25 protein-coding genes are annotated in these 24595 nt (G+C 58.4%); 7 read left to right on the top strand and 18 right to left on the bottom strand.

Translation table 11 applies throughout. From position 1 onward, the window contains the following. Positions 1–33: 33 nt before the first annotated feature. The 8 genes from AFK24_RS30150 to AFK24_RS22670 form a co-directional block, all read right to left on the bottom strand. Positions 34–1131, bottom strand: coding sequence for an RHS repeat-associated core domain-containing protein (locus AFK24_RS30150; RefSeq protein WP_080482256.1), 1098 nt, complete (start codon positions 1129–1131; stop codon positions 34–36). Positions 1132–1357: 226 nt separating this feature from the next. Next, the gene (locus AFK24_RS22700) at positions 1358–1573 is read right to left on the bottom strand and encodes a TOBE domain-containing protein (RefSeq protein WP_020291765.1); all 216 of its coding nucleotides are present in this window, start codon (positions 1571–1573) and stop codon (positions 1358–1360) included. A gap of 54 nt (positions 1574–1627) precedes the next feature. Then, entirely contained in the window at positions 1628–2443 is an 816-nt protein-coding gene (ssuB, locus tag AFK24_RS22695) for an aliphatic sulfonates ABC transporter ATP-binding protein (RefSeq protein ID WP_065835357.1), read from the bottom strand. After that, positions 2440–3237, bottom strand: coding sequence for an aliphatic sulfonate ABC transporter permease SsuC (gene ssuC / locus AFK24_RS22690; protein WP_065835356.1), 798 nt, complete (start codon positions 3235–3237; stop codon positions 2440–2442). Before ssuC ends, ssuB begins: the two co-directional genes overlap by 4 nt. Before the next feature lie 28 nt (positions 3238–3265). Beyond that, the gene (locus tag AFK24_RS22685) at positions 3266–4231 is read right to left on the bottom strand and encodes a sulfonate ABC transporter substrate-binding protein (RefSeq protein ID WP_065835355.1); all 966 of its coding nucleotides are present in this window, start codon (positions 4229–4231) and stop codon (positions 3266–3268) included. Between the two features lie 361 nt (positions 4232–4592). Further along, positions 4593–5231 (bottom strand): peroxiredoxin, encoded by a 639-nt coding sequence (locus tag AFK24_RS22680; protein WP_065835354.1) that lies wholly within the window; start codon positions 5229–5231, stop codon positions 4593–4595. Positions 5232–5416: 185 nt separating this feature from the next. Continuing rightward, entirely contained in the window at positions 5417–6769 is a 1353-nt protein-coding gene (locus AFK24_RS22675) for an OprD family outer membrane porin (protein WP_065835353.1), read from the bottom strand. A gap of 944 nt (positions 6770–7713) precedes the next feature. Then, complete coding sequence (locus AFK24_RS22670; RefSeq protein ID WP_065835352.1) at positions 7714–8154, bottom strand: hypothetical protein; 441 nt, start codon at positions 8152–8154, stop codon at positions 7714–7716. Between AFK24_RS22670 and trmL the strand changes: the two genes are divergently transcribed. Further along, entirely contained in the window at positions 8153–8608 is a 456-nt protein-coding gene (gene trmL / locus AFK24_RS22665; protein WP_065835351.1) for a tRNA (uridine(34)/cytosine(34)/5-carboxymethylaminomethyluridine(34)-2'-O)-methyltransferase TrmL, read from the top strand. The two genes, AFK24_RS22670 and trmL, sit on opposite strands and share 2 nt — an antisense overlap. Before the next feature lie 171 nt (positions 8609–8779). Here the strand turns inward: trmL and secB are convergent, their stop codons facing one another. From secB to AFK24_RS22650, 3 genes are read right to left on the bottom strand one after another with little or no spacing between them, the layout of a single operon-like run. Continuing rightward, positions 8780–9268: a protein-export chaperone SecB gene (secB, locus tag AFK24_RS22660; RefSeq protein WP_020291756.1), complete on the bottom strand. Its 489-nt coding sequence runs from the start codon at positions 9266–9268 to the stop codon at positions 8780–8782. Positions 9269–9309: 41 nt separating this feature from the next. Beyond that, positions 9310–9564, bottom strand: coding sequence for a glutaredoxin 3 (gene grxC / locus AFK24_RS22655; RefSeq protein ID WP_065835350.1), 255 nt, complete (start codon positions 9562–9564; stop codon positions 9310–9312). Position 9565: 1 nt separating this feature from the next. Further along, positions 9566–9979: a rhodanese-like domain-containing protein gene (locus AFK24_RS22650; RefSeq protein WP_065835349.1), complete on the bottom strand. Its 414-nt coding sequence runs from the start codon at positions 9977–9979 to the stop codon at positions 9566–9568. 207 nt (positions 9980–10186) lie between these two features. Between AFK24_RS22650 and gpmI the strand changes: the two genes are divergently transcribed. The 4 genes from gpmI to AFK24_RS22630 all read left to right on the top strand — a co-directional run bounded on the left by gpmI (position 10187) and on the right by AFK24_RS22630 (position 15350). After that, positions 10187–11722, top strand: coding sequence for a 2,3-bisphosphoglycerate-independent phosphoglycerate mutase (gene gpmI / locus AFK24_RS22645; protein WP_065835348.1), 1536 nt, complete (start codon positions 10187–10189; stop codon positions 11720–11722). 151 nt (positions 11723–11873) lie between these two features. Next, positions 11874–13205 (top strand): murein hydrolase activator EnvC family protein, encoded by a 1332-nt coding sequence (locus tag AFK24_RS22640; protein ID WP_065835347.1) that lies wholly within the window; start codon positions 11874–11876, stop codon positions 13203–13205. A 30-nt stretch (positions 13206–13235) separates the two neighbouring features. Next, positions 13236–14552, top strand: coding sequence for a S41 family peptidase (locus AFK24_RS22635; protein WP_065835346.1), 1317 nt, complete (start codon positions 13236–13238; stop codon positions 14550–14552). 3 nt (positions 14553–14555) lie between these two features. Then, positions 14556–15350 carry a divergent polysaccharide deacetylase family protein gene (locus tag AFK24_RS22630; RefSeq protein ID WP_065835345.1) on the top strand — a complete coding sequence of 265 codons (795 nt, stop codon included), beginning with the start codon at positions 14556–14558 and terminating at the stop codon, positions 15348–15350. Between the two features lie 134 nt (positions 15351–15484). Here AFK24_RS22630 and AFK24_RS22625 read toward each other — a convergent pair whose 3' ends face one another. From AFK24_RS22625 to AFK24_RS22595, 7 genes are all read right to left on the bottom strand, one after another. After that, complete coding sequence (locus tag AFK24_RS22625; RefSeq protein WP_065835344.1) at positions 15485–16261, bottom strand: substrate-binding periplasmic protein; 777 nt, start codon at positions 16259–16261, stop codon at positions 15485–15487. A gap of 200 nt (positions 16262–16461) precedes the next feature. Beyond that, on the bottom strand, positions 16462–17232 hold the full coding sequence (gene hisF, locus AFK24_RS22620; protein ID WP_020291748.1) for an imidazole glycerol phosphate synthase subunit HisF: 771 nt from the start codon (positions 17230–17232) through the stop codon (positions 16462–16464). A gap of 93 nt (positions 17233–17325) precedes the next feature. After that, positions 17326–18063, bottom strand: coding sequence for a 1-(5-phosphoribosyl)-5-[(5-phosphoribosylamino)methylideneamino]imidazole-4-carboxamide isomerase (gene hisA / locus AFK24_RS22615; protein WP_065835343.1), 738 nt, complete (start codon positions 18061–18063; stop codon positions 17326–17328). Positions 18064–18188: 125 nt separating this feature from the next. Next, a complete protein-coding gene (locus tag AFK24_RS22610) occupies positions 18189–18449 on the bottom strand; it encodes a DUF2164 domain-containing protein (RefSeq protein WP_065835342.1) in 261 nt (86 codons plus the stop codon). A 5-nt stretch (positions 18450–18454) separates the two neighbouring features. After that, the gene (gene hisH, locus AFK24_RS22605; protein ID WP_065835341.1) at positions 18455–19093 is read right to left on the bottom strand and encodes an imidazole glycerol phosphate synthase subunit HisH; all 639 of its coding nucleotides are present in this window, start codon (positions 19091–19093) and stop codon (positions 18455–18457) included. Then, positions 19093–19686 (bottom strand): imidazoleglycerol-phosphate dehydratase HisB, encoded by a 594-nt coding sequence (hisB, locus tag AFK24_RS22600; protein WP_020291744.1) that lies wholly within the window; start codon positions 19684–19686, stop codon positions 19093–19095. Before hisB ends, hisH begins: the two co-directional genes overlap by 1 nt. Before the next feature lie 260 nt (positions 19687–19946). Continuing rightward, positions 19947–21608 (bottom strand): OFA family MFS transporter, encoded by a 1662-nt coding sequence (locus AFK24_RS22595; protein ID WP_065835340.1) that lies wholly within the window; start codon positions 21606–21608, stop codon positions 19947–19949. Between the two features lie 253 nt (positions 21609–21861). On the opposite strand from AFK24_RS22595, the gene AFK24_RS22590 reads away from it, so the two are divergent. Together AFK24_RS22590 and AFK24_RS22585 are read left to right on the top strand one after the other, a co-directional pair. Further along, entirely contained in the window at positions 21862–22290 is a 429-nt protein-coding gene (locus AFK24_RS22590; protein WP_065835339.1) for an acetyl-CoA sensor PanZ family protein, read from the top strand. A gap of 78 nt (positions 22291–22368) precedes the next feature. Beyond that, positions 22369–24588 (top strand): AsmA family protein, encoded by a 2220-nt coding sequence (locus AFK24_RS22585; RefSeq protein WP_065835338.1) that lies wholly within the window; start codon positions 22369–22371, stop codon positions 24586–24588. The last annotated feature ends 7 nt before the right edge of the window (positions 24589–24595 follow it).

The following is a 24595-nucleotide window of genomic DNA, read 5'->3' as shown; positions in this document are numbered from 1 at the left end:
AAGCGTATGCCAGCCAGATCGCCATACATAGACTTAGTCAGGTTTGCCCGGTCCGGAATGTCGCCCGAATTTCTCACTTAACTCATTTAAATAGCGCTCTAGATCAGAGTTAGCCTGAGCGGTATGATTGCGATAGCTCCTGAACTGGTTCATATTATGCGGAGACCCTGTTGCTGCAAATTTCCCATGAAAATGATCTCTTAATTTGGTAACCCTTTGACTATGGCGCTTTAACGTTTTGTACGTTGAAATCGCTTTACCAAAATAGTCACTTACAGGTTGTTTAGTGACTTCACGATTTAACGTATTACGAACAGCACTCTGTAACCTCCCAACTTCGGCAGGCGGTAGAATTACGTGACTCGGCTGAGACGCCGAAACAGAAGAACTAGTCCCTGCGACAACACTTGGCCCAGCAGTCGAAGTACTGGCGTTTGATACGAGACGAGCCTGAGGCGCCGAATGCGCACCAGTACCGAAGCTTACGTATTTCAACGCACTTGCGTGATCACCAACCTCAACACGTTTCCAAAGGGTGAGCCGGGTTTTAGCTTTAAGCCGCTGGACAAACTTAAAAGTAGTCGTAAATACACTCCATGGTGAATGCCCCGTCGGGTCCGCAAAGTTAACCGGATCCCCCGCACAATACGCATACGCATTAATCCCGCCCTCGCCAAACGGACTCAAACTGTCCGGGCTGTTAAACCGCATTAACACCGGATTAAACGCACGATAGCCATTACCCAACAAATAATGCCCGGTAACCGGGTCCCGGTGTTCGCCGTTAAAACCCAGCAAGCTGGTTAATCCACTGTCAGCCGGAAGATGGCCATATGGGGAGTAAACCAGCGAACGAGTTCCGGTGTTATCGAGCAGTTGCAGCACCGAGCGTTGTTGATCAGTTGCCAGCAGCGCTGTTTCGATCACCGATTCAAAGCGCTGTTGTTGAGCCAGCAGCAGATCTTCATGCTGAACAATCGTGCGCAGAACAGCTCCCTGAATTTCCGTCGCCAGGCGGTTCTTCTGGTAAAAACGCAGAGCATCCGCCTGACCCAAAGGCGCTGTTCCCGCAAGACGGTCCAGCGGGTCATAGCGATAACGGCATAGCACAACCTGTGATGTAGAAGCCATGGCAGAGCTACTCCATGTTGATATCCCTGTGGGAGCCGAGCTTGCTCGCGAAAAACGAAGCAGCCTGACCTCTAGAATCGGCGAAATCGCAGCCGCCGTATACCTAGCAAAACTGCTAGGTTTCAGGATTCCCCAGGATTGGCTGGCCGAGCGTTTGACGGTGTATCCGGACACAAAAAACCCCGGAGGGTCGTCACCGTCCGGGGCCGTGGTTGTTGCCCATCGATCACAGCTTGGCGATGGAAACCTCGGTGGATTTCACGAACGCGATTACTTCGCTGCCCACCACCAGTTCCAGCTCTTTGACCGAGCGGGTGGTGATTACGGAGGTCACGATGCCGGACGCGGTTTGCACGTCGATTTCGGACAGCACGTCGCCTTCGACGATTTCCTTGATGGTGCCTTTGAACTGGTTGCGAACGTTGATGGCCTTGATAGTCATGATGAGTTTCCTGTGTGTGGGGTTAAAAATCGTTGATTCGATTAGTTGGCGCGACTAGTTAGCCCAGCGCAATTGCGTGGGCAACGGTGAAACAGGTTCAGGTTCCGGCGGCGTGCCGGGCAGGGACAGGACGCGTTCCAGCACCTGGGTTTCCAGAGCGGCCAGGCGATGCGAGCCGCGCACGCGCGGACGCGGCAACTCCACCAGCAAGTCCAGGCCAATGCGCCCTTCTTCAATCAAAATCACGCGGTCGGCAATTGCCACCGCTTCGCTGACATCGTGAGTCACCAGCAGCACGGTGAAGCCATGTTTGCGCCACAGGTTCTCGATCAGTTGCTGCATCTCGATGCGGGTCAAGGCATCCAGCGCGCCGAGCGGCTCATCCAGCAGCAACAGACGCGGTTGATGGATCAACGCCCGAGCCAGCGCCACGCGCTGCTTTTGCCCGCCGGACAATGCCGCCGGCCACTCATCGGCGCGCTCGGCCAGGCCCACCGCTTCGAGGGCTTCCAGCGCCTTGCTGCGCCAGTCACCACTCAAACCGAGCCCAACGTTGTCGATGATCTTTTTCCAAGGCAGCAAACGCGCTTCCTGGAACATCAAACGGGTGTCTTCCCGGGCGTCGACCAACTTGCCCGAACCGGCCAGCAATTCGCCGCCAGTGGGTTTATCCAGGCCCGCCAGCAGGCGCAACAAGGTGCTCTTGCCGCAACCGCTACGCCCGACCACGGCGACGAATTGCCCGGCCGGAATATGCAGGTCGATGTCCTTGAGGACTTCGCGGCTGCCGAAGGTTTTCTTCAGGTTGCGCACAGCCAGTGGAATGCCGCGTAGCAGATGGGCCGGTTGTTGCTGTTTCAAGCTGCTCATGCCGCACCGCCTTTATTCACTTGATAGGCTGGATGCCAGCGCAGGCAGACCCGCTCCAGGCCACGCGCAGCCAGATCCGCCAGCTTGCCGAGTACCGCGTAAAGCACGATGGCCAGAACCACGACATCGGTTTGCAGGAATTCCCGTGCGTTCATGGCCAGATAACCGATGCCGGAACTCGCAGAAATGGTCTCGGCGACGATCAGGGTCAGCCACATGAAGCCCAGGGCAAAGCGCACGCCGACCAGAATCGAAGGCATGGCGCCCGGCAGAATCACGTGCCAGAACAGGCTGAAGCCGGACAACCCGTAGCTGCGCGACATTTCCACCAGCGCCGGATCGATGTTGCGAATGCCGTGATACGTGTTGAGGTAGATCGGGAACAAAGTGCCCAACGCCACCAGAAACACCTTGGCGGTTTCGTCGATGCCGAACCAGAGGATCACCAGCGGAATCAGCGCCAGGTGCGGAATGTTACGAATCATCTGCACCGAGCTGTCGAGCAGGCGTTCGCCCCATTTCGACAGGCCGGTGATAAAGCCCAAGGCCAGGCCGATGCCGCCACCGATGGCGAAACCAACTCCGGCACGCCAGCCGCTGATTGCCAGGTGCGTCCAGATTTCCCCGCTGGAAACCAGATTGACGCCCGCTTCGATGACGGCACTGGGCGCAGGCAGAATGCGGGTCGACAGCCAGCCAGCGCTGACCGATAGCTGCCAGATTGCCAGCAGCAGGATCGGTAATGCCCAGGGCGCGAGGCGCTGGACGATGCGTTGCGAAGCACTAAGGCTCATGGAGTTGTCTCCTCAAGTGGCCTGCTGATTACTGGGCTTTCGCGACAGCAGCGGGTGGGGTCCAGATCACGTCCGCAATGTTCAGCGGCTTGGGAATCAACTTGAGCTGATAAAACGTGTCAGCGATTTTCTGCTGCGAAGCGACGACCTGCGGCGTAAGGAAGAGCGCGCCGTAGCCCTGACGCTTGACTGACTTCAAGGTGATGTCAGCTGGCAGGCCGAGCAACGGTGCGACCTGGGTGGTGACTTCTTCCGGGTTGGCCTTGGACCATTCGCCTACCGCGCGGACTTCTTCGATCAGCGCCTGAATGACTTTCGGGTGCTGTTGCGCGTAAGGCTTGGTCGCCAGGTAGAACTGATGGTTATCGACGATGCCGGTGCCGTCGCGCAGGGTTCGCGCCTGCAACTGTTGCTCGGCGGCGGCCTGGTACGGGTCCCAGATGACCCAGGCATCCACGCTGCCACGCTCGAATGCGGCGCGGGCATCGGCGGGCGGCAGGAACACGGTCTGGATATCGGTGTATTTCAGGCCGGCGTCTTCCAGTGCCTTGACCAACAGGTAATGCACGTTGGAGCCTTTGTTGAGCACGACTTTCTTGCCTTTGAGGTCCTTGACCGAAGTGATCGGCGAGTCCTTGGGCACGAGAATCGCTTCGCTGGTCGGCGCAGGCGGCTCGTAAGCGACATACAACAGATCGGCACCGGCGGCCTGGGCGAACACCGGCGGCGTTTCGCCAGTCACGCCAAAATCGATGGAGCCGACGTTGAGCCCTTCGAGCAACTGCGGGCCGCCGGGGAATTCAGTCCATTGCACTTGCACGCCCTGCTCGGCAAGCCGCTTTTCCAGCGAGCCCTTGGCCTTGAGCAGCACCAGGGTGCCGTATTTCTGATAACCAATGCGCAAGCTTTCCGCCTGTGCCTGGTTGATGGCGCCCAAGGCGACCGCTGCAGCAAACAGAGCGGCCAAGCCTCGACGCAAAATGACAGTGCGCATTGGCGCTCTCCTTTGCTGATTCATGAATGGCACCTGCTTGCCCGATGGCGGGCGAGTAAGGCGTGTGACGACAATTCGTTCGCTGGCAATGACGCCAGCACGCACTGACCTTAACAGCAGTTTTTTATATCTATAAATCTCATTTTTTCATTTGGTTATTCTTTAAATGCATATATCGAACTTCGGTAGGACCGGACTTGTCCGGGAAGAGGTCGGTGCAGACAATTCAGATCTTTCTTGCCTGCACCGACCTCTTCGGGGACAAGTCCCCTCCTACCGGCTCGGGGCAAATTTCAGGCATAAAAAAAAGGGCCGACGAATCGGCCCCAAGCTAACCCCTGCTTGTCGTGGAAAGGGTAAATCAGCGATTGGGTTGCGGCGTCAGGCGCAGGTAAGGCGTGACGGCCTTGTAGCCTTTGGGGAAGCGTTGCTTGATCTCGTCTTCATCCTTGAGCGACGGCACGATCACCACGTCGTCACCGTCGACCCAGTTGGCGGGCGTGGCGACCTTGTAGTTGTCGGTCAGCTGCAAGGAGTCGATGACCCGCAGGATCTCGTGGAAATTGCGCCCGGTGCTGGCCGGATAGGTGATGGTCAGGCGAATCTTCTTGTTCGGGTCGATCACGAACAGGGAACGCACGGTCAGCGTGTCATTGGCGTTAGGGTGAATCAGGTCGTACAGGTCGGACACCTTGCGATCGGCGTCAGCCAGGATCGGGAAGTTGACCAGGGTGTTTTGCGTGGTGTTGATGTCGTCGATCCACTTGATGTGCGAGTCGACCGGGTCCACCGACAGCGCGATGGCTTTAACGCCACGAACATAGAAGTCAGCCTTGAGCTTGGCAGTGAAACCCAACTCGGTGGTGCAGACCGGGGTGAAGTCCGCCGGGTGGGAAAACAACACGCCCCAACTGTTGCCCAGCCATTCGTGAAAGCGGATACGGCCTTCGCTGGATTCCTGTTCAAAATCAGGGGCGATGTCGCCAAGTCGCAGGCTCATGGATGTTGCTCCTTATTAGCTGAGTCGTTGCTGAGTTCGTAACCTTACTCTGCCCCAACGCGATGCTAATTAAAAAGAATAGATAACGCTTTATATAGCACTAAAGGAAATATCAAATTTCAGGCAAAAAGAACCCCGCACGAGGCGGGGTTCCTTTTTTAACTCAACCAGTCAACCAACCAAGCTTATTTGAAAGCGTAGGTGTAGTTGAAGATCACGCGGGTTTGGTCAACGTTGGTCGAGCTGTTCAGATCAGCATCGGCGCGGTACGAACCGTGACGAACGGTGGTGCCGAAACCCTTGAGCGGGCCGCTCTGGATGACGTAGTCAACACGCACGTCGCGTTCCCACTCGGAGAACTCACGACCAGCAGTAGCAACGGTGCCACCTTTGATGTCTTCAGCGTGCAGGTAAGCAACTGCAGCTTTCAGGCCTGGGACGCCCAGACGAGCGAAGTCATAGGAGTACTGACCGAAGGTGGTGTTTTCACCGGCGCGGGTGAAGCTGTTGACCATGGAGTCAGTGAACAGGTAAACGCTGGAACCGCCGTTGCCTTCGTTACGGTTACGACCGTTAACGACGCTACCCTGGTTCAGGAAAACCATGCCGCCGTCATCGCCCACTTGTTGATGGCCGATCAGGAATGCACTGCCACCCAAGGTGTAGGTGAACATCGCGGACCAGGTCTGGTTATCAACTTCGCCAGCTTTCTTGGCATAGCCACTGTTGTTGTTGAACACGTAGCCGGTGTCGCCGTTTTTGCCGTCGGAGCTGCTGTTGAAGTAACGCAGGTCAGTCTTGAACGACTGGTCTTCTGCGATTGGCAGAACGTGTACCAGGCCCAGGAAGTGCTGGTTGTAGTAGTTTTCCAGGTTCGCGTAGTAGTACTGCAAGGTCAGGTCTTTGGTGACTTTCCAGTCGCCGCCAGCGAAACGGAACTGGTCGCTGCCTTTAGTACCGCCGTTGACCGACAGGTCAGTCCAGTTGCTGCTTGCACGGCCGGACGATTTGCCCAGTTGACCGCCAGTCAGCGTAACGTTGTCGATTTCCTTGGAAGTCACAACGCCGCCTTCATAAGCGGCAGGGATCAGACGACCATCGTTGGAAACCAGGATTGGCAGGTTAGGTGCCAATGCGTTACCGGCACGCAGTTCGGTTTTCGAGAAGCGAGCCTTGAGGTTACCGCCCAGACGGCTCCAGCTGTCTACCGAACTACCGTCGGTATCAGTCGGGAAGAAGCTGTTGCTGGTTGCTGCGGTGTGGTGCTCGATACCGCCGCCGAGGTGGACGCCCACCACTGCCTGCAAGTCGAGACCGAAACCAACTGTGCCCTGAGTAAAACCGGACAGGTAATCGAACTTCAGAGCCGTTGCTGTTTCGCGCTGATCAGCAGCACGAAGCCCTTCGCGGGAATCGTTATCGAAATACATGGTGCGCGAACTTACGGTCGCTTTACTGTCTTCAATGAAACCAGCAGCACCGGCTTGTTGCGCCAATGCAGCAACGGTGACGGCCAGGGCCAGGGTGGACTTCTTCATGTTTCGCTCCTCGTGAATCTAATTTTTGTAATCCCTGATGCCGGCGCCGAAGCGCTCTAACTCAGGGATGCGCGATTAGCGCCAGACCCGACTCGGTGAGTCAATGGTTACTGGGCGCCTCAAGACTAAATGACTAGACCGCGTGTGTCGGTGGTCAGCAGGGTAGTGAACATTTCTAAAATCTAAAAAGAATTAATATTCATCCTTTTAGATCTATCGGATATATGTCACAAGCCATGTCGGTTCCGTCCGTCGAGGAGTGTATCGACCTGCAAAGCTAATTCCCAAAATTTATTTCATGACCGCTGGTCGGGGAACCGTGTTCCGACCTGGCAAACGGCTTAAATCCGACTATCCAGTCACCGTAACCTGGCCGTTACACTTCCTGAAAATTCGCTGCGGCCCTTTAAATACGGGAAACCCGCGTCAGTAGCCGCAATTGTGACAATTGCCACCGCCTTAGGTCGGACCGCGATATAAACCTGAAAAATAATTTAAGAACGGCTTAAGAAAGACCTGAAATCCGGGTTTTTGAACCTGAATTCGGCAAATCGGGATGGGGGGTGATGAACAAAAGCGCTTTCGCACTGTCCGGCAGCGTCTGTTGGCGAGCGATTCTTCGTAAGCAGGTCACAAGTATGAAACAGGCGCTTGCGCATTCACAAAGGTGCATCAAGGCGCTCGATGCACCGCAACGATGCGTAACTGTGAATCCGTTATGGCCACCGCATGGTTCATAAGAGAGCTGTATCCGAGCTGAACACATCCCACGAAAATTCACTTCCGCAGCTCAGAAGCCCGAAATAACGGGGCCTCGGGCGAACTGAAGCAAATTCAGCAGGTTGTTTTTTGCAAAAATCAGAAAACTGGCACGACCTCTGCAATAGGTTACGTATCACCAGTTTTGGGGACCTTGGTACAGGCAGGCCGGGGATTCCCCTCTTTTATTCCTCTCGGAGACTGACTTCCAGTCTCCAGCGCCCGTCCACCGCCGCACCGCGCAAGTCGCCGTGCAGCGGACGGGCCGCCAGCAGGTTCAGCAGCAAATCCTTCCCGCTTCGCTCCAGCTTCCAGCGCACATCTTTCCCATCGAGCTTCAACTGACCACGCCATGGCTGACCTTTCGCCGTGAAGCGTAACGCCACCGTGCCATCGACCTGTTCGCTCACCACTTGCGGTTCGTGGTTGAACCACAGCGCCAGGCCGGTGGGCAGCTCTTCGATTTGCAGCAGTTCGAGGGGATCGGGCTCGGTCAGGCGGCCGATCATCAGCCCCACCATCAAACCGACAATTGCCAACGAACCAAGAACACGCGGCCATAGCTTCGGTCGCGGGTCCTCTTCGGGGGTAGAATGCACCCCGTCCTTAAGTTCGGAGCCGTGCATGTTTCACGTCATCCTTTTTCAACCAGAAATTCCGCCGAATACCGGCAACGTCATCAGGCTGTGCGCCAACACCGGCAGCACCCTGCATTTGATCGAGCCACTGGGCTTCGAGCTGGATGACAAGCGCCTGCGCCGGGCGGGCCTCGATTACCACGAGTACGCCACTTTGCAGACCCACGCTGACCTGGCCAGCTGCCTGGAAAGTATTGGTCATCCACGCCTGTTCGCTTTTACCACAAAAGGCTCGCGGCCCTTTCACGACGCCCGCTTCGAAGACGGTGACGCGTTCATCTTCGGTCCCGAGAGTCGCGGCCTGCCTCCGGAAGTCCTTGACGCCCTGAGCAGCGACCAGCGCCTGCGTTTGCCGATGCGCGAAGGCTGCCGCAGCCTGAACCTGTCCAACACCGTTGCCGTGGCGGTGTATGAAGCATGGCGGCAGTTGGGGTTCAAGTAGCACAAATCCCGTAGGACCGGCTTTAGCCGGGAGGAAGGCAGTGCAGTCACCGCGCCTGTTTCGTCGACAATGCCCATCTCCCGGCTAAAGCCGGTCCTACGGGTCGGGGCCGGCCAAATGACCCCAAAAAAAAGCGCCCCGAAAGGCGCTTTTTCAGTCCAGCGGCAACACTTATTGAACAGTAGGTGTTTCGCCAGCTTCCTGCATGCGCTGCAGCTCTTGCGCGTACAAGGCATCGAAGTTCACCGGAGCCAGCATCAGCGCCGGGAACGAGCCACGGACAACCAGGCTGTCGATGGTTTCGCGAGCGTACGGGAACAGAATGTTCGGGCAGAACGCGCCCAATGTGTGGCTCATTGCGCCCTGATCCAGACCCTTGATCAGGAAGATACCCGCTTGCTGGACTTCAACGATGAAGGCCACTTCGTCGCCGTTGTTCACAGTAACGGACAAGGTCAGCACGACTTCGTAGAAATCGCCTTCCAGTGCTTTCTGGCGGGTGTTCAGGTCAAGGCTGACGGTAGGCGTCCACTCTTGACGGAAAATCGCCGGGCTTTTCGGCGCTTCGAACGACAGGTCGCGAACATAAATACGCTGCAACGAGAATTGCGGTGCGTCTTCTTCGTTGGCAACGGTGCCGTTGGTCGGTTGATCAGTCATCTCAGATCCTTCTTACTTTTAGGGTCTAGTAGGGTTTGGAATCAGGCTGTCAGCAGCGCGTCGAGCTTGCCGGCGCGCTCCAGGGCAAAGAGTTCATCGCATCCACCGACGTGGGTCGAACCGATCCAGATCTGCGGTACCGAGGTACGACCGGCCTTCTTCACCATGTCGGCGCGAACTTGCGGCTTGCCATCGACTCTGATTTCTTCGAATGCCACGCTCTTGTTCTGCAACAATTGCTTGGCGCGAATGCAATAAGGGCAATAATCGCTGGAATAGACGATGACTTCAGCCATTTCATTTCACCAGGGGAAGATTGTCTGCGCGCCAGCTGGAAACGCCGCCCGACAGTTTGGCTGCGGTAAAACCGGACTTGAGCAGCTCGCGAGCAGTAGTACCAGCGTGCTGGCCCATGGCATCTACGATGATCAGGGTCTTGGCCTTGTGCTTTTCAAGCTCGGCGGTGCGGGTCAGGATTTTGTCCTGAGGGAAACTCAGCGCACCGACGATGTGGCCCGCCGCGTAATCCTTGGTCGAACGGATGTCGATGACTACACCCTGATCACTGTTGACCAGTGCCGTGAGCTCACGCGTGCTCAGGCTGCGACCGCCCTTGCTCATCTCGTAGGCGATCAGCATCGCCAGCAGGATGACGAAGGCGCCAGTGATCAAATAGTGGTTCGTGGCAAATGCAATCAGGTGATCAACCATCAGTAGGTTCCAGGGGCGTTAAAATGTCGGCCAGTATACACAGCACCCAAGATCGGCCAAAGCCCGTACGGCGCTGACACGTTTTGAGCACCTTTGATGCCTTGCGCACAGGATTGGACCCGGCAACGCGGCTCGCAATTGAACAACAACAGCCTCTAAAATGCCGATCCTTTTTTTATTTAACTTCATCAGCCACGAGTGGGATCTATGACTACCACGCCAAAACCTTTGGTCCTGATCATTCTGGACGGCTTCGGACACAGCGAGCACCGCGAAGGCAACGCCATTCTGGCCGCCAAAATGCCGGTCATGGACCGCTTGTACAAGACCATGCCCAACGGCCTGATTTCCGGTTCAGGCATGGACGTCGGCCTGCCGGACGGGCAGATGGGCAACTCTGAAGTCGGACACATGAACCTCGGTGCCGGGCGCGTGGTGTATCAGGACTTCACCCGGGTGACCAAATCCATCCGTGATGGCGATTTCTTCACCAACCCGACCATCTGCACCGCCGTGGACAAAGCGGTAGGCGCCGGCAAGGCCGTGCATATTCTCGGCCTGCTGTCCGACGGCGGCGTTCACAGCCACCAGGACCACCTGGTGGCCATGGCTGAACTGGCGGCCCAGCGCGGCGCCGAAAAAATCTACCTGCACGCTTTCCTCGATGGCCGCGACACGCCGCCACGCAGCGCGCAGAAATCCCTGGAGCTGATGGACGCCACGTTCACGCGCCTGGGCAAAGGCCGCACCGCCAGTATCATCGGCCGCTACTTCGCCATGGACCGCGACAACCGTTGGGACCGCGTTTCCCAGGCTTACAATCTGATCGTCGATGGCGACTCACAATTCCAGGCCGCGACCAGCGTTGCCGGTCTGAAAGCCGCTTACGAACGCGACGAGAACGACGAATTCGTCAAAGCAACCAGCATTGGCGAGCAGGTCAAAGTCGAAGATGGCGACGCCGTGGTGTTCATGAACTTCCGCGCCGACCGTGCCCGGGAGCTGACCCGTGTGTTCGTCGAAGATGATTTCAAGGACTTCGAGCGCGCCCGCCAACCGAAACTGGCCGGCTTCGTCATGCTCACCCAATACGCCGCAAGCATTCCGGCACCGTCGGCCTTTGCGGCCGGCAGCCTGAAAAACGTGTTGGGCGAATACCTTGCCGCCAACGGCAAGACGCAGCTGCGCATCGCCGAAACCGAAAAGTACGCCCACGTGACGTTCTTTTTCTCCGGCGGCCGTGAAGAACCGTTCCCCGGCGAAGAGCGCATCCTGATCCCGTCGCCGAAAGTCGCCACGTACGACCTGCAGCCGGAAATGAGCGCGCCGGAAGTCACCGACCGTATCGTCGACGCCATCGAGCATCAGCGTTACGACGTGATCGTGGTCAACTACGCCAACGGCGACATGGTTGGGCACAGCGGCATCATGGAAGCAGCGATCAAAGCCGTTGAATATCTGGATGTCTGTGTCGGACGTATCGCCGAAGCACTGGAAAAGGTCGGCGGCGAAGCGCTGGTCACGGCTGACCACGGCAACGTCGAGCAAATGACCGACGATCACACCGGCCAGGCCCACACCGCTCACACTTCCGAACCGGTGCCCTTCATCTATATCGGCAAGCGCAAGCTCAAGGTGCGCGAAGGCGGCGTGCTGGCCGACGTCGCGCCGACTATGCTTGAACTGCTGGGACTGCCAAAACCCGAAGAAATGACCGGCCACTCGATCCTCGTGGCTGAGTAAAGACTCGGAACCGGCTTGTTGGCAACGACAATGCCGGTTTTTTATCTGTATGGCCTCAAAGCTTTAATGAAGAGGCATTTTTTTTGCTAGTTATGGCGGGCATACTAGGCCTGTCATTTTTTCTCACAATTCCTCGGTATCGCCCACCCTCATGCTCCGCGCCTTTATCGCCTTTGCCCTGATCTGCCTGCTCAATCCGGCGTTTGCCGATGATGAGCGTGCGCAAACCCAAAAACAGATTGATGCTGCGCGTCAGGATGTCGTTGAGCTGCAAAAAGCCCTGGGCAAGTTGCAGGAAGAAAAAACCGGCGTCCAAAAGGATCTGCGCGGCACTGAAACCGAAATGGGTAAGCTGGAAAAGCAGGTCGAGGTCCTGCAAAAGGAACTAAAAAAGACCGAAGTCGAGCTGCAACGGCTCGACCAGGAAAAAAAGAAGCTGCAGGCCCAGCGCGTTGAGCAACAACGGCTGATCGCCATTCAGGCACGTGCCGCTTATCAGAGCGGTCGCCAGGAATACCTGAAACTGCTGCTTAATCAGCAACACCCGGAAAAATTCGCCCGCACGCTGACCTACTACGATTACATGAGTCAGGCGCGTCTAGCGCAGTTGCACACGTTCAACGAAACGTTGCGCCAACTGGCGGCAGTCGGCAAAGACATCGACCTGCAACAGGCGCAATTACTCGTCCAGAAAAGCACGCTGGATGACCAGCGCGAGGAACTCGACAAGGTTCGCCAGGAACGCCAGAAGGTGCTGGCCAAGCTGAATCAGGATTACAAGGCTCGCGATCAGAAACTGCAATCGCGGCAGCAGGATCAGGCCGATCTGGCCAAAGTCCTCAAGACTATTGAAGAAACACTGGCGCGCCAGGCTCGCGAAGCCGAAGAAGCGCGCCAGAAAGCTCTGATTGCCGCACGCGAGGCTGAAGAACAGCGCCAGCGTGAAGCCCAGGCTCAGGCCCTGGCGGAGCGAAACAAGAGCCGTGATGACAGCAAGGAAGAGGTCGACGAGGCACCGCGCCGTCCGGTCAAGTCGCCCGGCGCACTGGTTTCCAGCGCTGGAGTTTCCTATGGCGGGCCTTTTGCAGAGGCCAAGGGCAAACTTCCATGGCCAGTTGATGGTCGATTGTTAGCGCGCTTCGGCGAAGCCCGTGGCGATGATGCCCGTTCGACCTGGGATGGCGTGATGATCAATGCCGCTGCGGGCAGCCAGGTGCATGCCGTACACGGCGGTCGCGTGGTGTTCGCGGACTGGTTGCGCGGCTCGGGGCTTCTGGTCATTCTCGACCATGGCAACGGCTATTTGAGTTTGTACGGTCACAATCAGAGTTTGCTCAAGCAGGCGGGTGACGTTGTTAAAGCAGGTGAAGCAATTTCCACGGTAGGCAACAGTGGCGGTCAAGAAGCTACAGCGTTGTATTTCGCTATTCGTCAGCAGGGTCGCCCAAGTGATCCGGCCCAATGGTGCCGCACTCAAGGATAAGTCGGTATCAACTTCAGGAGTTCGTTAGACATGCCGTATCTGTCCCGCCTCACCTCGCTGGCTTTCGCTATTGCCATCGTTATCGGCTCCCCACTGGCTCAGGCTGCTGAGGTCAAGGTTGCCCCCGCCGCTGCGCCGGTAGCGCCAGCCAAGGCGCCTTTGCCGCTGGAAGAGCTGCGCACCTTTGCCGAGGTCATGGACCGGATCAAGGCCGCCTATGTCGAACCGGTGGACGACAAGACGCTGCTGGAGAACGCCATTAAAGGCATGCTCAGCAACCTTGACCCGCACTCGGCCTACCTCGGCCCGGAAGATTTCCAGGAGTTGCAGGAAAGCACCAGCGGCGAGTTCGGCGGCCTGGGCATAGAAGTGGGCGTCGAAGACGGCTTCGTCAAAGTCGTTTCGCCTATCGATGACACCCCGGCCTCCAAAGCGGGCATCGAAGCCGGCGACCTGATCGTGAAGATCAACGGCGCGCCGACGCAAGGTCAGACCATGCAGGAAGCGGTCGACAAGATGCGCGGCAAGATCGGCGAAAAAATCACCCTGACGCTGGTGCGCGACGGCGGCACGCCGTTCGACGTGACGCTGGCGCGGGCGACCATTCAGGTCAAGAGCGTCAAGGCGCAGATGCTGGAAAACGGCTACGGCTATATCCGCATCACCCAGTTCCAGGTCAAGACCGGCGAAGAAGTCGGCAAGGCCCTGGCCAAGCTGCGCAAGGACAACGGCAAGAAGATGAGCGGCCTGGTCCTGGACCTGCGCAACAACCCCGGCGGCGTGCTGCAGTCGGCGGTCGAAGTCGCGGATCACTTCCTGACCAAAGGCCTGATCGTCTACACCAAGGGCCGTATCGCCAATTCCGAACTGCGCTTCTCGGCCGATCCGGCTGACGCCAGCGAAGGCGTGCCATTGGTGGTATTGATCAACGGCGGCAGCGCATCAGCATCGGAAATCGTTGCCGGCGCCTTGCAGGACCAGAAACGCGGCATCCTCATGGGCACCGACAGTTTCGGCAAAGGCTCGGTACAAACCGTGCTGCCGCTGAACAATGATCGCGCGCTGAAGATCACCACCGCGCTGTATTACACGCCGAACGGGCGTTCGATTCAGGCGCAGGGCATCAACCCGGACATCGTCGTACGCCGCGCCAAGGTCACCAACGAAGTCGATGGCGAGAACTACAAGGAAGCGGACCTGCTCGGTCACCTGGGCAACGGCAATGGCGGCGCGGACAAACCGACCGTCAAAGGCGGAGCCAGCAAGGCGCGTCCGCAGGACGACGACTTCCAGCTCAGCCAGGCGCTCAGTTTGCTCAAGGGCCTGAGTATCACCCGCGGCAAATAACCGATGCGCTCGTTTCTGTGCGTTTGGCTGCTGGCCTTGTCGTGGGGCATCAGCGGCGTTGCCCTAGCAGCGTCGCCGGTGGCGGAAAAACCCCAGGCTCGGGTGGCTTATCTGAGCCTGATCATCGACGACCTGGGGCAAAACCCGGTCCGGGACCAACGCGCCCTGGCGCTGCCCGGCCCGGTAACCCTGGCGATCATGCCGGACACGCCCCACGCCACCGAATTCGCCCGTCAGGCTCACAAGGCCGGCAAGACCGTCATGCTGCACATGCCCATGGACCCGGCGACGGGCCCGTTTGCCTGGCATCCGGAACTACCTTTGCCGGAACTCGAAAGCCGACTCAACGCCGCGCTGCTCAAAGTACCTTATGCCGCAGGCCTGAATAACCACATGGGCAGCCGCATGACCGCCGAGCCGGTCGCCATGGGTTGGCTGGTGGCTGAACTGCAACGTCGGCATATGTTTTTCGTCGACAGCCGCACCAGCGCCAAGACCGTCGCCGCTGCACAGGCGCAGCAGATCGGCCTGGCGAGCGTGTCACGGGACGTGTTCCTCGACGACGAGCGCACCTCCGAAGCCATCACTCGCCAATTGCAGATCGCCATCAAGCTGGCGCACAAGCAGGGTTCTGCGGTGATGATCGGCCATCCCTACCCCGTCACCCTCGACGTGCTGGAACGCGAACTGCCCAACCTCAAGGCCCAAGGCATCGACTGGATCGACCTGCGCCGGATGATCAGCGTGCGCGGCAATGAAGCCACGGCCGGGCATGGCAAGAATGGGGTTTATCGGTAGGGCAAAAAGATGGTCCGTTGGAGCGAGGCTTGCCCGCGAAGAGGTCGGCACATCCACTAGATGTCTGCTGGCTGAACGAATGCTTTCGCGGGCAAGCCTCGCTCCAACAGGGTTTATGTGTTGCTTGAGACCACCTACTCAAACCGACTACGAATCTCGGCAATCTTGCCTTCAGCGCGGATCTGGTCCAGCGCGGTTTGCAAGCGGGCAACCATTTCATCCGGGGTGTTCTTGTTCAGTGCCAAGTACAACTCGGCGCTGTTGAATTTCAGCACCGTCTTGAGCCCGGTTACGCCATCCAGTTTCGCCAGATAGCGGCCCACCGGATCGCCCACGGCCCACAGGTCGATCTGGCCGCTGGTGAGTTTCTTCACGTTGTCCCGATCACGCAGCAGCAGGATCGGATTCAGACCCTGAGAAGCCAGGCGCTCGCCGATGGCGTCACCTTTGTAGGCACCAATCTTGTAGGCCTTGGCCTGTTCCAGAGTAGTCAATTTGATGGGGCTGTCAGCGCGGGCGAGCATGATCCAGTCGTAGGAACCCACCGGGCCAACCCATTTGAATAGATGCTCGCGCTCCGGCAGTCGTGTCGTGGAGAACACGCCATAGCCGGGTTTTTCCAGCGCCAGCTTGTAAACCCGCTCCCAAGGGAAACGCAACGTCATGCTGTAGTCGATGCCCGCGCGCTTGAACGTCGCGCGCACCACCTCGGCAGCAATGCCGTCGATGCTGCTTTCCTGAGCGAAGTTCTTGCCGTCGACGGCCATGTTGAACGGCGGAAAGTTTTCGGTCAGCAACACGATGGAAGTCGGTGACGCGCTCCCACCCTCGTCGCCAGTCGTCGCGGCCTGAACCGCCCCCGCCAGCAATGAACTGAAGGCTACGAATGCAATAAGACGGCATCTGAACATGTGCATCCTCCTGACGCATGACAGCGCACAGAGTGCAGCGCTGTCGGGTGCTTGTCCAGAGGGACTGCGTATAGCCAGCAACCGGGAGGAAACTCATCCCGTTGGAGCGAGGCTTGCCCGCGAACCGGTATCCCAGTCGCCATATTCATTGACTGAAAGCGCGCGTTCGCGGGCAAGCCTCGCTCCAACGGATTTTGATCTTAGCGCACCACAATCCCGCGCTTGGCCATATACGCTTTGGCTTCGGGGACGGTGTATTCGCCGAAGTGGAAGATGCTCGCTGCCAATACGGCGCTGGCGTGGCCTTCGATGATGCCGTCAGCCAGGTGCTGCAGATTGCCAACACCACCGGACGCAATCACCGGAATGCCCAGCGCATCGCTGATCGCCCGGGTCACGCCGAGGTCGAAGCCGTTTTTCATGCCGTCCTGATCCATGCTGGTCAGGAGGATTTCACCGGCGCCCAGCTCTTCCATCTTCATCGCCCACTGCACGGCATCGAGCCCGGTCGGCTTGCGACCACCGTGGGTGAAGATTTCCCAGCGCGGGGTTTCACCGGGCAGCGAAACTTTCTTGGCGTCGATGGCGACGACGATGCATTGCGAACCGAAGTGCTGCGCCGCTTCGGCAACGAATTCCGGATTGAACACCGCTGCGGTATTGATCGAAACCTTGTCGGCACCGGCATTGAGCAGGTTGCGGATGTCCTGCACGGTACGCACGCCACCGCCCACGGTCAGCGGGATGAAGACCTGGCTCGCCATACGCTCCACGGTATGCAGCGTGGTATCGCGGCCATCGACGCTGGCGGTGATGTCGAGAAAGGTGATCTCGTCCGCGCCTTGCTCATCGTAAAGACGCGCGATTTCAACCGGATCGCCCGCATCACGAATGTTCTCAAACTTGACGCCCTTGACCACACGACCGTTGTCGACGTCCAGGCAAGGGATGATGCGTTTGGCCAGGGCCATGGGCTTGATCTCCAGAACGGATTGGACCGTAGGACCGGCTTCAGCCGGGAGGGCGCCCTCGCGGCTAAAGCCGCTCCTACGTCGTAAAGCGATTTAGCGTTGGTACTGGTCGCAAAGCGCCTGAGCTTCAGCCACATCCAACGTGCCTTCGTAGATCGCACGGCCGGTGATGGCGCCGATAATCCCTGGCGCCTTCGCGTCGAGCAAGGCACGGATGTCACCCAGATTATGGATGCCACCGGAGGCAATCACCGGAATCCGCGTTGCCGCAGCCAGGGCGGCAGTGAACGGGATATTGCAGCCCTGCATCATGCCGTCTTTGGCGATGTCGGTATAAACGATGGCCGACACCCCATCGGCTTCGAAACGCTTGGCCAGATCGATCACTTGCACGGTGCTGATTTCAGCCCAGCCGTCGGTGGCGACGAAACCATCCTTGGCATCCAGACCGACGATCACTTTGCCAGGGAACGCGCGACAGGCTTCAGCGACGAACTCGGGATTCTTGACCGCCTTGGTGCCAATGATGACGTAGCTCACGCCCGCCTTGACGTAATGCTCGATGGTTTCCAGCGAACGAATACCGCCGCCGATCTGGATCGGCAGGTTCGGGTAGCGCTTGGCGATTGCAGTCACCACGTCGCCATTCACCGGCTGACCTTCGAACGCACCGTTCAGATCGACCAGATGCAGACGACGGCAGCCGCCTTCGACCCACTTGGCGGCCATGGCCACCGGATCATCGGAGAACACCGTGGAATCTTCCATCCGGCCCTGGCGCAGACGCACACAGGCACCGTCTTTAAGATCGATAGCGGGGATAATCAGCATGCTTTTTCCTTCGTCAAAGGGAACCGTAGGAGCGGCTTTAGCCGCGAGGGCCGTGAGGGCCGTAAGGGCCACGAGCTCACGATATTGCTCGCGGCTGAAGCCGCTCCTACGTGTTGTTCAATTCTTCAATTCTTTTCAAGCGCCCACAAATCGCTTTCGATGCTCTCGAACCGCTCTTTGAGATGCTGTTGAACATCGAAAATCGCGCGATTGTAGTAATGCGGGGCGATCTCGTTGGTGAACAACTCAAGCACTTCGGCGACCTCGAACGAACCCAGGTCCAGTTCGAAGCGCTGAGAGAACAGGCGCTTGAGCTTGTCGATAGCCTGCTGCTCATGTTCTGCGCTGAGGGTCAGGATCGGCGGCTTGCCTTTAGCTTTAGCCATGGCGATTACCAGCGACCATCCCACGCGGCGAAGTTCTGCAACAGTTGCAGGCCATGGGTATGGCTCTTCTCCGGGTGGAATTGCACGGCAAAGCGCGAGCCTTCAGCCAGCGCGGCGGCGAAATCGACGCTGTAGTGACCACGGCCAACGACCTGGCGCTGATTGGCGGCATCGATATAGAAACTGTGCACGAAGTAGAAGCGCGCCAGATCCGGGATGTTGTGCCACAGCGGGTGATCGACCGCCTGCGCCACTTCATTCCAGCCCATATGCGGCACTTTCAGGTGCTCGCCGTCTTCATGCAAATCCTTGCCGAAGAACTTCACCTGGCCGGGAAACATGCCAATGCAGTCGACGCCGCCGTTTTCTTCGCTGCTGTCGAGCAAGGCCTGCATGCCGACGCAGATGCCGAGAAACGGGCGATCCTGGCTGACCTCCCGCACCAGCGAATCAAAACCAAGACGGCGGATTTCAGCCATACAGTCGCGAATCGCGCCAACGCCTGGAAACACCACGCGGTCGGCTTCGCGAATCACATTGGCGTCGCTGGTGATGTGAACCCGGCCCGCGCCAACGTGTTCGAGCGCCTTGGCGACCGAGTGCAGGTTGCCCATGCCGTAATCAATAACCGCGACCGTCTGCATCAGAGCACACCCTTGGTCGAAGGCATTTGCCCGGCCATGCGCTCGTCCAGCTCAACCGCCATGCGCAGCGCGCGGCCGAAAGCCTTGAACACGGTTTCGATCTGGTGGTGAGTGTTGGTGCCACGCAGGTTGTCGATGTGCAGGGAGACATTGGCGTGGTTGACGAAGCCCTGGAAGAATTCCTGGAACAGGTCCACGTCGAAACCGCCGACCACAGCGCGGGTAAACGGCACATGCATCTGCAGGCCAGGGCGGCCGGAGAAGTCGATGACCACACGCGACAGCGCTTCATCGAGCGGCACATAGGCGTGGCCGTAACGACGGATGCCTTTTTTGTCGCCGATGGCTTTGCTGAAAGCCTGACCCAGAGTGATGCCGACGTCTTCCACCGTGTGGTGGTCGTCGATCTCAAGGTCGCCTTTGCAGTTGATATCCAGGTCGATCAGCCCGTGCCGGGCGATCTGGTCGAGCATGTGCTCAAGAAAAGGCACACCGATATCAAATCGGGCCTTTCCGGTGCCATCCAGGTTGATCGAGGCATTGATCTGGGTTTCCAGAGTATTGCGCTCGACGTACGCCTTACGTTCGGCCATCACCAGCTCCGCAAAATCATTGGGCGAAAAAAGGCGATCATTATAGGCCTAGAAGGCGCCTGGCATGAAGCAAACAGAAGAAGGGAAAGGAAGAAGACGACGAATTACGGGGGTTATTGGCGGTCGACGGCTAAAAACGCTCCCTCGTAGGAGCGGCTTTAGCCGCGAGAAGGACAACAGGAACGCGGCATTTCCGTTGTCAGAAATGCCACGCTCCCGGCTAAAGCCGGTCCTACACGTCGGTAGGCGCGGCGTCAGTCTTAGTGAAACAACACCGCAGTCTTCTGCAATGTCACCCACACACCCCACGCCAACGGAATGCCCACTGCCAGCCAGGCAGCGATAGCGAGCGGCTTGGTGGATGGATTGGCTTTCCACTCAAGTACGGTGGTGTGATCCGCACCCTTGTCGTGGCCGATTGCTTGTTCTGCAGCCAGCTCGGCATCGGTCATGAAGTACTTGTCGGCAACCGGACGTACCAGCAGGTTGCAGATAAAGCCCAACACCAACAGACCGGCGAGGATGTACAAGGTGATGTCGTAGGCATCGGCACGAGCAACGCCGTGGCTCAGCTGATACTCACGCAGGTAGTTGACCAACACCGGACCCAACACACCCGCCGCTGCCCATGCCGTCAGCAGACGACCATGGATCGCGCCGACCATCTGCGTACCGAACAGGTCGGCCAGATAAGCCGGAACCGTTGCGAAGCCGCCGCCGTACATCGACAGAATGATGCAGAACGCACCGACGAACAGCGCGATGTTGCCCAGATGGCCCATGCCCGGAATCAACGCATACAGCGCAAAGCCCAGCGCGAAGAACACGAAGTAAGTGTTTTTACGACCCAGGTAATCCGAGAACGATGCCCAGAAGAACCGTCCGCCAATGTTGAACAGACTCAACAAACCAGTGAAGCCCGCAGCGATAGCCGCGATCTGCTTCAGCTGATCGCCATCGAGCTGACTGAAGGTCAAGCCATTGCCCAGCAGTTTGCCGGCGAACACTTCCTGCAACAGCGGCGAAGCCATGCCGAGAATGCCGATACCTGCCGAAACGTTCAGGCACAACACCAGCCAGACCAGACGGAACTGCGGGGTTTTCCAGGCCACGTTCACATGCACGTGACGGTGGGTGATCATCGCGTTGCTGGCTTTCTTGACCGGAGCAGTCCAGCCTTCAGGTTTCCAGCCGGTTGGCGGAACGCGATAAGACAAGGCGCCGCCGATCATGAAGACGAAGTAAATCACCGCCATCACCACGAAGCTCTGCCAGACGCCGACACTGCCGGCCGAAGCGAAATGCCCCATCAAGGCTGCTGCCAACGGTGCGCCGACCATCGCGCCGCCACCGAAACCCATGATCGCCATGCCGGTAGCCATGCCGCGCTTGTCCGGGAACCACTTGATCAGGGTCGAGACCGGCGAAATGTAACCAAGGCCCAGACCAATGCCGCCGATCACGCCCGAGCCTATCCACATCAGCCATATCTGGTGCGTGTACACCCCAAGCGCTGATATCAACAGGCCTCCGCACCAGCACAATGCCGAAACAACGCCAGCCTTGCGTGGACCCGCATGCTCCAGCCAGCCACCCCAAATGGCCGCCGAGCAACCCAGGAAGATGAAGAACAGGGTATAGATCCAGCCGAGCATCGAGATCGGCCAGTCGCAGGCAGACGAGAAAATCTGCGCGAAGAAGCTCATATCAGGTGCGCAAGCGACAGGTGCGGTGATGCCAACGGACTTCGACAGCGGCAACCAGAACACCGAAAAACCATACGCCATGCCGATGCACAGATGGATTGCCAGTGCCGCAGGTGGAACCAGCCAACGGTTGAAACCGGGTTTGGCGATGATGCGCTCTTTGGACAAGAACGCAGGCTGCACGGCAGAGCCGTCCAACACAGTGCTTGAACTCATTTTTGTATTCCCCAATTGTGTATAACTCGCAAGGCCTTGGTTGCTGCACACAGAGTCCATTCGCACGGGCAACAGCTCTCTTATCGGCGCCATTTCCAGTTACGTGACAAAACGACGCACCTATTGCACCAAAAGCGAGAGATTAGCATTTGCTGCAGCACTAGAGGCAACCTGCCATCAGTTTTTTGACGCCAATTAGAGCGTTGCCGGCTGAGCACTATCCAGACGCCTTCACGCCGCAAAAGGAAACATCATGCCTATCGTTGTCGAGTCCCTGCAGTCGGCCACTTACCAGGACCAGGGGGATTTACAGAAGATCTATCGAGACGCACCGCCCTGGCTCTTCGCACCGTTCAGCGATGCATCACAACTCATTGAATCGGCGCTGGATCACAACACGCTCATCGCCGCGCGCTTCAACGACCGCTTGCTGGGCGCAGCTCGCCTGCAAAGGCACGCTCAAGTCTGGGAACTGTCGCACCTGTGCGTGCGCGCCCTCACCCGCCGGCGCGGGGTCGCCGAACGTCTGGTAATTCATGCGCAGAAATCGGCCGAAGATGCCGGTTGCACGCTACGCTTGCTGGCAACCGCCGAGGCTCTCGAAGTCCAGACTCTGGCGGCCAAACTCCACGTAGAGTTGCAGATTTCCCCAGTGCCTAAGCCTGGGACAAGCTGTGCGTGAGGCATCCAAGGCCCGATACCTGCGTGAGGACGTTATACTCGCGGGCATATTTTGAACGTCGAATACAAGGACTCGCCCATGAAAGCGTTCGGCAAAATCCTGGGACTGTTTGTTCTCGGGCTGTTGCTGATCATCGTGGCTCTCGGTTTCGCCCTGAGTCATCTGTTTGATCCCAACGACTATAAAGACGAGATTCGCCAACTGGCACGCGACAAGGCAAACGTGGAGCTCACGCTCAACGGCGACATCGGCTGGAGCCTGTTTCCATGGCTGGGCCTGGAGCTGCATGAAGCCAGCGTCGCAACCCTGACCAACCCCACCAAACCTTTCGCCGATCTGCAAATGCTCGGTCTGTCCGTGCGCGTGCTGCCGCTGTTGCGCCGCCAGGTACAGATGAGCGACGTACGTGTCGAAGGCTTGAACCTGAGCCTCAATCGCGACGAAAACGGTCATGGCAACTGGGAAGATATCGGCAAACCCGCACCTGCCGAACCCGGCGCCACACCACCGCCCACCGACAACAGCCCAGCCGTTGCGACCCGGCCCGACAAGGCCTCGCAGCCCATCCGCCTGGATATCGACAGCCTGACCGTCAACAACGCACGGGTCGAATACACCGATGCGCGCAAAGGCCAGTCCTTCAGTGCCGAAAGCATCCAGCTGAGCACCGGCGCCATCCACGAAGGCGCCGAGATTCCGATCAAACTGACTGCATTCCTGGCCACCAACCAGCCAGTGATGCGCGCCAAGACCGAACTGGTTGGCGAGCTGCGCCTGGACCGGGCGCTCAAGCGTTATCAATTCGAAGACATGCGTTTGTCCGGCGAAGCCTCGGGCGAACCGCTGCAAGGCAAAACCGTGACCTTCGCGGCCCAAGGGCAATTATTGGTCGATCTGGCAGCGAACGTCGCCGAATGGACCAGCCTCAAGCTGTCCGCCAACCAATTACGCGCCTTGGGTGAACTGCACGTTCGCGAACTGGATAAAACCCCGCAACTCAGCGGAGGCCTGTCGATTGCCCAGTTTGACCTGCGCACCTTCCTCGACAGCGTTGGCCAGACGCTGCCGGCCATGGCTGAAGGCAGCCTGAGCAAGGTCGAAATGGTCACCCGCCTGACCGGCACGCCAACCAGCGTTGCACTGGAAGACTTGAATCTGAAAGTCGATAACAGCGCCTTCACCGGGCGCATCGCCGTGGATGACTTCGCCAAACAGGCGCTGCGCCTGCAACTCAAGGGCGACACGTTCAATGCCGACCGCTATCGTCCGGCCGAAAGCGAAGAAACCAAAGGGGCAAAAGCCGCGCGCAAAACCGAAGTTCAGAGTGGTGAAGCTGCTGCTGTCGCCGGCGCGGGTACGACGCCGCTGCCGGCGCAACCTACCAAGGCCGCCTGGAGCACCAGCAAACTGCTGCCGCTGGAGCGCATGCGCAAACTGGATGTAGATGCCGACCTCAGTTTCGGCACGCTGACGCTGGACAAGCTGCCGATTCAGAACGCTGCACTCAAAACCCAGGCGCTTGACGGCGTGGTCAGCCTCGAAAGCCTGCGTGGCGATCTATACAACGGTAATTTCGAAGTCAAAGGCAACCTTGACGTGCGCCCGGACGTGCCGCTGGTCAGCGTTCAGACCCGCGTCGCCAAAGTGCCGATTGAAAGCGTTCTGCAAAGCCAGGGCCAAACCCCGCCGGTCAAAGGCCTGCTCACCCTCAACAGTGACTTGAACGGCAAGGGCAACAGCGAAAAAGCCCTGATCGACAGCCTCAACGGCACCGCCAGCTTCGTGCTCAACAATGGCGTGCTGGTCAACGCCAACCTTGAACAACAGCTGTGCCAGGGCATTTCCCTGCTCAACCGCAAAACCCTCAGCGGCGAACCGCGCGGCAAGGACACGCCTTTCCAGCAGCTCAACGGCAATCTGGTGTTCCGTAACGGCGTGGCCAGCAACCCTGACCTCAAAGTGCGGATTCCCGGCCTGACCGTGAACGGCGATGGCGACGTGGACCTGCGCGTGCTGGGCATGAACTATCGCGTGGGCATCGTCATCGAAGGTGACAAGACCGACATGCCTGATCCAGCGTGCGAAGTGAATCCGCGTTATGTCGGCATCGAGTGGCCAGTGCGCTGCCGTGGCCCGCTGGAACTGGGCGCCAAGGCGTGCCGCCTGGACAAGGAAGGCCTCGGCCAGGTCGCCGCGAAACTGGCGGGTGACAAGCTGGGTGACAAGATCGAAGAGAAACTCGGCGACAAAGTCAGCCCGGAACTCAAGGACGCGTTGCGTGGGCTGTTCAAGCGCTAGACACGCT

It is taken from the genome of Pseudomonas syringae (assembly GCF_001698815.1).
In the GTDB taxonomy this organism is placed as follows: Bacteria; Pseudomonadota; Gammaproteobacteria; order Pseudomonadales; family Pseudomonadaceae; genus Aquipseudomonas; species Aquipseudomonas syringae_A.
This window is presented reverse-complemented; position numbering and strand designations above follow the sequence as displayed.

Coding starts and splice junctions, on each gene's coding strand:
- AFK24_RS22590 (WP_065835339.1), top strand. CDS start 21,862: ATGCCTATCGTTGTCGAGTCCCTGCAGTCGGCCACTTACCAGGACCAG.
- AFK24_RS30150 (WP_080482256.1), bottom strand. CDS start 1,131: ATGGCTTCTACATCACAGGTTGTGCTATGCCGTTATCGCTATGACCCG.
- AFK24_RS22610 (WP_065835342.1), bottom strand. CDS start 18,449: ATGGCTAAAGCTAAAGGCAAGCCGCCGATCCTGACCCTCAGCGCAGAA.
- ssuC (WP_065835356.1), bottom strand. CDS start 3,237: ATGAGCCTTAGTGCTTCGCAACGCATCGTCCAGCGCCTCGCGCCCTGG.
- AFK24_RS22630 (WP_065835345.1), top strand. CDS start 14,556: ATGCGCTCGTTTCTGTGCGTTTGGCTGCTGGCCTTGTCGTGGGGCATC.
- gpmI (WP_065835348.1), top strand. CDS start 10,187: ATGACTACCACGCCAAAACCTTTGGTCCTGATCATTCTGGACGGCTTC.
- hisH (WP_065835341.1), bottom strand. CDS start 19,093: ATGCAGACGGTCGCGGTTATTGATTACGGCATGGGCAACCTGCACTCG.
- AFK24_RS22640 (WP_065835347.1), top strand. CDS start 11,874: ATGCTCCGCGCCTTTATCGCCTTTGCCCTGATCTGCCTGCTCAATCCG.
- AFK24_RS22625 (WP_065835344.1), bottom strand. CDS start 16,261: ATGTTCAGATGCCGTCTTATTGCATTCGTAGCCTTCAGTTCATTGCTG.
- hisA (WP_065835343.1), bottom strand. CDS start 18,063: ATGCTGATTATCCCCGCTATCGATCTTAAAGACGGTGCCTGTGTGCGT.
- AFK24_RS22670 (WP_065835352.1), bottom strand. CDS start 8,154: ATGCACGGCTCCGAACTTAAGGACGGGGTGCATTCTACCCCCGAAGAG.
- AFK24_RS22700 (WP_020291765.1), bottom strand. CDS start 1,573: ATGACTATCAAGGCCATCAACGTTCGCAACCAGTTCAAAGGCACCATC.
- ssuB (WP_065835357.1), bottom strand. CDS start 2,443: ATGAGCAGCTTGAAACAGCAACAACCGGCCCATCTGCTACGCGGCATT.
- hisF (WP_020291748.1), bottom strand. CDS start 17,232: ATGGCCCTGGCCAAACGCATCATCCCTTGCCTGGACGTCGACAACGGT.
- grxC (WP_065835350.1), bottom strand. CDS start 9,564: ATGGCTGAAGTCATCGTCTATTCCAGCGATTATTGCCCTTATTGCATT.
- AFK24_RS22680 (WP_065835354.1), bottom strand. CDS start 5,231: ATGAGCCTGCGACTTGGCGACATCGCCCCTGATTTTGAACAGGAATCC.
- AFK24_RS22595 (WP_065835340.1), bottom strand. CDS start 21,608: ATGAGTTCAAGCACTGTGTTGGACGGCTCTGCCGTGCAGCCTGCGTTC.
- AFK24_RS22675 (WP_065835353.1), bottom strand. CDS start 6,769: ATGAAGAAGTCCACCCTGGCCCTGGCCGTCACCGTTGCTGCATTGGCG.
- hisB (WP_020291744.1), bottom strand. CDS start 19,686: ATGGCCGAACGTAAGGCGTACGTCGAGCGCAATACTCTGGAAACCCAG.
- secB (WP_020291756.1), bottom strand. CDS start 9,268: ATGACTGATCAACCGACCAACGGCACCGTTGCCAACGAAGAAGACGCA.
- AFK24_RS22585 (WP_065835338.1), top strand. CDS start 22,369: ATGAAAGCGTTCGGCAAAATCCTGGGACTGTTTGTTCTCGGGCTGTTG.
- AFK24_RS22635 (WP_065835346.1), top strand. CDS start 13,236: ATGCCGTATCTGTCCCGCCTCACCTCGCTGGCTTTCGCTATTGCCATC.
- AFK24_RS22685 (WP_065835355.1), bottom strand. CDS start 4,231: ATGCGCACTGTCATTTTGCGTCGAGGCTTGGCCGCTCTGTTTGCTGCA.
- AFK24_RS22650 (WP_065835349.1), bottom strand. CDS start 9,979: ATGGTTGATCACCTGATTGCATTTGCCACGAACCACTATTTGATCACT.
- trmL (WP_065835351.1), top strand. CDS start 8,153: ATGTTTCACGTCATCCTTTTTCAACCAGAAATTCCGCCGAATACCGGC.